This is a genomic window from Rhodopirellula sp. JB055 (assembly GCF_043100905.1).
GTDB lineage: Bacteria > Planctomycetota > Planctomycetia > Pirellulales > Pirellulaceae > Rhodopirellula.
Window position 1 is genome coordinate 1 of the sequence record NZ_JBICHO010000213.1, and the last position, 5791, is coordinate 5791.

At 57.9% G+C, this 5791-nt stretch carries 5 protein-coding genes and 2 pseudogenes; 3 read left to right on the forward strand and 4 right to left on the reverse strand.

Annotated features, from left to right (window positions below; translation table 11 throughout):
• Positions 1 to 107: 107 nt before the first annotated feature.
• The 3 genes from ACF8AM_RS08785 to folE all read left to right on the forward strand — a co-directional run bounded on the left by ACF8AM_RS08785 (position 108) and on the right by folE (position 2677).
• A complete protein-coding gene (locus ACF8AM_RS08785; RefSeq protein ID WP_392555279.1) occupies positions 108 to 905 on the forward strand; it encodes a hypothetical protein in 798 nt (265 codons plus the stop codon).
• The gene (locus ACF8AM_RS08790; RefSeq protein ID WP_392555280.1) at positions 905 to 1942 is read left to right on the forward strand and encodes a type II secretion system F family protein; all 1038 of its coding nucleotides are present in this window, start codon (positions 905 to 907) and stop codon (positions 1940 to 1942) included. Before ACF8AM_RS08785 ends, ACF8AM_RS08790 begins: the two co-directional genes overlap by 1 nt.
• A 102-nt stretch (positions 1943 to 2044) precedes the next feature.
• Positions 2045 to 2677, forward strand: coding sequence for a GTP cyclohydrolase I FolE (gene folE, locus ACF8AM_RS08795; RefSeq protein ID WP_392555276.1), 633 nt, complete (start codon positions 2045 to 2047; stop codon positions 2675 to 2677).
• 117 nt (positions 2678 to 2794) lie between these two features.
• Here folE and ACF8AM_RS08800 read toward each other — a convergent pair.
• The 4 genes and pseudogenes from ACF8AM_RS08800 to ACF8AM_RS08815 form a co-directional block, all read right to left on the reverse strand.
• Positions 2795 to 2959: pseudogene (locus tag ACF8AM_RS08800) on the reverse strand (DUF1589 domain-containing protein); the annotation flags it as partial.
• Positions 2929 to 3021 (reverse strand): annotated as a pseudogene (locus ACF8AM_RS08805) (hypothetical protein); the annotation flags it as partial. The pseudogenes ACF8AM_RS08800 and ACF8AM_RS08805, both read right to left, overlap by 31 nt.
• A gap of 157 nt (positions 3022 to 3178) precedes the next feature.
• On the reverse strand, positions 3179 to 5113 hold the full coding sequence (locus ACF8AM_RS08810; RefSeq protein WP_392555277.1) for a cation acetate symporter: 1935 nt from the start codon (positions 5111 to 5113) through the stop codon (positions 3179 to 3181).
• Positions 5110 to 5415, reverse strand: a complete 306-nt coding sequence (locus ACF8AM_RS08815; RefSeq protein ID WP_392555278.1) for a DUF485 domain-containing protein — start codon at positions 5413 to 5415, stop codon at positions 5110 to 5112. Before ACF8AM_RS08815 ends, ACF8AM_RS08810 begins: the two co-directional genes overlap by 4 nt.
• Positions 5416 to 5791: the final 376 nt, after the last annotated feature.

A 5791-nucleotide genomic window follows, 5' to 3' on the forward strand; every position in this document is an offset into this window, starting at 1 on the left:
AAATAAAAGTGCACGACCTCCTTGCGGGCGGGGGGCGCAAGACGTTGGCGATGCAGTACCTCAAAACGGCACGATCTCCCTTGGGGAGGGGCGAGAGCCCAATGGAAATGAATTGGGTGTTCGCGAAATTAGCGGCAGGGCGCGGGCCCTCCGGTCGCACACCGGGTGGCTCGCGCCGCTCCGCTAAGAGTCTCGCCCTCGCCCGAGTTGTCACGGCATCGTTGCTGTTGATTACGGGGGCGGAAACGTTGTCGGCACAAGTCGTGCAGCTTCCGAGCGTGCGACGGTTTTCCTCCACCAGCAGCATGTTGATTCCCGATCAAGGGACGGGATCGATCGGTGGCGTGTCGTCTTATCAAAGCGGGCGTTCTTCGCGTGGGCGGATCTCGCCTGGCGGAGCCTTCGGTGGTGTCACTCGGTCTGGCAACGCATCGGTCTCCGTGACGATCATCGATCATGATGAGATCGACCGCCGATTGCTCGGCGATGCGGACCCGCGACCATTTGCGAAACAAAACGCACAACAAGAAACGATTGCCGATGCGAAAGCGTTGGTGCAAAACGCGAGGCGGTTGCTCCAGGCCGGCGATCGTTTGCGAGCCCAAGGCACTTACGAATTAGCACTTCATCGCTTGGTTCGTTTGTCAAAACAAAGTCCGCCTTCGCGAACTACATCGAGTCATGTGGCGGCGGAATCGTCCAGTCTAAATTACATGTTGGCTTATGCCTGTCGTGAGTACGCACAGCATTTTGGTGAGTTGCCCACGTGGGTACCGGCTGATCGTCGTGTCTCTCGTTCCAAAATCGTAGCGGCTGGGCGCGAGCCCTCCGGTCACGCACCGGGCGGCTTGCGCCGCTCCGCTAAAAGAACGGGCAGCATGCCGATGACAGAGGTGAGGCCATGATGTCACGACAGATGGGCGTGCGTTCCTGCCGCGATTTTTGCCGGCGGTTTGGTGTTGGATTGCGCGCTGGTGCGGACTTGTTGAAGTTGTTGGAGAGCGAGGCCAAACACGGATCGGCCCAGCAACGCGTCGCCATGAACAAGATTCGCGAGGGGGCCAAAGACGGTCACGCGATCAGTGAGATGATGCGGCATCAGAAGCCTTTCTTTCCGCCCTTGATGGTGGTGATGACGCGGGTCGGTGAGACGACCGGCAGGCTGGAGCGGACCATGTTGGCGCTATCCGAGCACTACGCCCAGCAGTACACGCTGCGTCAGAATTTTATCCGCGCGATCGCTTGGCCCGGACTTCAGTTGCTGATCGCCATCGGCGTGGTCTCGTTGCTGATTTGGATCATGGGTGTGTTGACCGCTCCGACTGGCGGTCAAATGACGGACATGCTGGGATTTGGGCTGCGTGGGCCCAAGGGAGTGTTGATCTTCTGGTCTTACGTCGCGGTTGTCGCTGCCATGCTCGGTGGGATTTACCTGGCCGTTCGAAAGAACGTTGGTGGCATTCAGAACGTGGTGCCCTTGGTGTACAAGGTTCCAAAGATTGGTGGTGCCATTCAAACGATCACCTTGGCTCGGTTTGCCTGGACGTTGTCGTTGTCGTTGGATGCTGGGATCAACCCGATTGATTCGATCAAGCTATCGTTGGACTCGACCGACAGTTCGTATTATCGAAGCGGAGCCAAATCGGCGGAAGACGCCATTCGCGGCGGGGCGACTTTGAGTGAGACGCTCAATCAAACTCATTTGTTCCCCGAAGAATTCATCACTCAGATCGAGATCGCGGAACTGTCGGGGACGGACGCGGAATCCATTGACCAGTTGGCTGAGGACTACGACGAGCGCGCCAAAGGAGCGATGAAAACGATCGCGGGTGTGGCGACGGGGGTGATTTGGGTTTGTGTTTCGATGTTCTTGATCTTCCTGATTTTTCGTATCTTTGGGAAAATCATGGGCTTCTATCAGCAGGGTTTTGAACCGATTTAGCGGGAGGCGTCTTCGCAACGCTAGCCACTCGTTTATAGTCGTGAGTTGTTTCGCGATTCAGACAACACGCTTGCTTCATCAAATCAGGATTCAGACAAACCCGTGGTCGACAAAGAACAACCTGCCGAACGAACGCCTTTTTTTGTCGACAAGAACGCGCCTCACAACGAAGTCGACTACCCTCGAATCGAAGCGGCCGTGCGCGAGATCTTGGAAGCCGTCGGTGAGGATCCCGATCGCGATGGGTTGTTGGAAACACCCGAACGTGTCGCGCGGATGTACGCTGAGATGTTCGCCGGTTTGAAATCCGATCCCGGCCGTCACCTTGCGAAAGTCTTTGCCGAGGACTACGACGAAATCGTGTTGGTGCGAGACATCAGTTTCTGCAGCATGTGCGAGCACCATCTGCTGCCGTTCACGGGCAAGGCTCACATCGCTTATTTGCCGAGCGGCAAAGTCGTGGGGCTGAGCAAGCTGGCTCGCGTGGTCGAGGAAGTCGCTCGACGTCCGCAGGTTCAAGAGCGATTGACTCACACGGTTGCTAACCTGATCGAGGATCGGTTGTCGGCGCGAGGCGTTGCCGTGGTGGTTGAGTCGACTCACAGTTGCATGACGATGCGAGGCATTCGCAAACCCGGCAGCTTGTGCCTGACCAGTGCGATGCGAGGCACGTTCAAGACCGACCCGAAGTCACGCGCCGAAGTCTTGGGGCTGATCAACCGCGCGGCGTCGTAGCTGGATTCGTCGGGATTCAGTGTGGTCCCTCGCTGACCGGGTAGTGATTTGGTAGCCGGATTCGCTAAGAATTCGGAGGGGCGAGATGGTGCGCGGTCCGAATTCTGTGGAATCCGGCTACGTCGAGGCGGCCTTGCTAACGCGGCGGGTTGTGACGGGGGCGTTGTAGGCCAGGTTGTACCTGGCGGGGTGATTGGACGGACGACGTGGGTCTTGCGGGTGTGGTTGGACGCCTCGCTTTGTTCCAAAGCATCGGCTGGGTGCCAGGTGATAACCTGGCCTACGGGTGTAGCTGGATTCGTCGGGATTGAGTGTGGTCCCTCGCTGACGCTTCGGGTTGTGATTTAGTCGATTTCACAACCCGACGCGTGAGCGAGGGACCCACACGCTCGTTGCAATGTCACGTGATCCCTCGCTGACCGAGTTGTGATGTTGGTCGCCGGGTTCGCCAAGAATTCGGAGGTGCGAGATGGTGCGCGGTCCGAATTCTGGCTAATTTGGCTACGTTGAGGTGGCCTTGCCGTTTTGCGTCATCAGCGACACCACAACCAACGTGATCAAGGCCAACGGGATCGTCACGATGCCGGGTTGGCTGAATGGCACGGGGCTGCTCAATGGATCGATGCCGTAAACCTTTTCAAAGGTGTCCGCGGACAACAAGATCCATCCCAGCGAACTGAACATGCCGACGATGACACTGGCGACGATGCCTTGGGCCGTCGTGCGTTTCCAAAACAGCAGCATGATCAGCGCGGGCAAGTTCGCACTGGCCGCGATGCTGAAGGCCCAGCCCACCAGGTAGCTGACGTTGAGATTGCGGAACAGGATGCCCAACACAATCGCGATCGCCCCCACGATCACGGCCGCCAATTTCGCGATTCGAACCTGATGGTTTTCACTGAACTGGATCCCCATCACACCGCTCAGCAAATCATGGGCGACGGCGCCACTGCTGGCCAGAATCAAACCGCTGACCGTTCCCAAAACCGTCGTGAACGCGATCGCGGAGATGATCGCAAACAGCAGTCCGCTCATCCCGCGAGCCAGTAACGGTGCGGCCATGTTGCTGTTCGTGACGTCCAGCGTGCCGCTGGTCATGGCACCCAGGCCGAGGTACAGCGTCAGGACGTAGAAGAATCCGATGCTGGTGATGCCAACGATCGTGCTCTTGCGAGCCGCAGCGGCATCTTTGACTGTGTAGTAGCGAATCAAAATGTGTGGCAGCGAGGCGGTGCCGCAGAACAACGCCAGCATCAACGACAGGAAGTTGAACTTGCCCGTCCAGCTATCGCTGCGAATGCCAGCGAACCGTGGATGCTCGCCAGGCCGGAGGACTTGCGAACCACTGGTTGGCTTTTGATAGAAGACTTTGGTGGTCGAGCCATCTTCGTTCTTCAGCGTTTCATTGCCCCACAGCACCACTGTGCTGCGATTGAGAACGTCGAAGAACTCGAGCGGACCGAGTGGCCCAGTTTCGGCTTGCCCGATGTATTCGTTCGGCAGCACCTTGATTCGACCGACGGGACGCAAGTGGCCTTCGCCAGGTTGGTCGCCTTGGGGGAGTCCACCGATCAACGTGTCGCCGTTGGGCAGCGTCGTGATCGACTGGGCTTCCGAGACGATCATCGTCCCGTCCTCTTGGATGTCAGCGCGGTACACGTCGTAGCCGTCGCTGTCTTTGCGAGTGAATTGGAGGTACTGATCATTGTCGGCCCAGTTGGATGGCTCGACCAGTTCACGGTTCATTGCCTCCGCGATGGCTTGGCGATCAAACTCGCCGATCGAGAGGCTGCGAGATGGGAAGGATTCGTTGTCGACTTTGAATCCTTGTTGCAGCACCATCACGACCAAGATCGCGCTGAAGACAACCAGCAGCGATCCTTTGAGGAACTGGACCCAAGTGGTCGAAACCATGCCGGCGGTGACCACGATCGTGATCACGACGGCACCAACCAACAGCACCCCGACCCAGTGTGGGAAACCCAGCAAGGGTTGAATCAGAACCCCGGCGCCGACCATTTGCGGGATCAGATAGAACACGCTGACGATCAGCGTGCTGATCCCCGCCGCGGCCTTGATCCCTCTGGAATCAAACTTGGCGTCAAGTGCATCGGCGAAGGTGAATTTTCCGAGTCGTGTCATCGGTTCGGCGATCACGAACAACGCCACGATCCAGCCGGCCAAGTAGCCAATCGAATACAAGAAACCGTCGTAGCCGTAGGCGGCGATCATCCCGCAAATGCCTAGAAATGATGCCGCGGACAGGTAGTCTCCCGCGAACGCGATCCCGTTGATGAACCAAGGGATTTGACCGTGGGCGGCGAAGTAGCCGGCCGACGATTTGGCTTTGCCACCCAGATAAAAACTCAGGCCGATCGTGAAGCCGACGAAGGCGAAGAAGACGACGACGGCGGTCATGGAAGGTTGGTAAATCATTCCGATGCCTCCGACGCTTGAGGCTCATCCGGGGTCTTCATTCCGTAGATCAACGCCATGCCGATCGCGACCAAGATCAGCGCGAATCCGTAGACGATCGCCAGATTCAAGCCCGCGAAAACGATGGTGTCCATCGTCTCGGCTCGAAAGGCGTTGAGCAGCACAAACCCGCCGTAGAGCAACAGGTAGATGACGAACAAGACCAGGCCCAACCGGGAGGCTTTGGCGGTGGCGGGAGTTGGCGTGGGTGCGTCGGAGGTGACCGATGCATCGGTTCCAGGGGCGGGATCGGAGGCGGACAAGGCGGGGACTTTTGCTACGAGGGGAAGAGGCGGCGATCATCGAACGACGCAGTCTATCCGAATCAAAGTGCCCGTTGTGGTTGGAAGCGTTGTAGCCGGATTCGCCAGAGAACCAGTGTGGTCCCTCGCTGACGCGTTCGGGTTGTGATTTACTCGATTTCACAACCCGACGCGTGAGTTTTGAAGTTGCGCTTTTGCGTGAGGCATTGTTTTTTACATAACCCGACGCGTCAGCGAGGCGAAGTCGACATCGTTTTCCCTCGCTGACGCTTCGGGTTAGGATTCAATCGACAGGCCGTCACGTGTCGGGTTGTGATTGACGGCCTCCGCGTTCGACACGCCATCAATCCTCGTCGTCTTCGAACACGTCATCAGC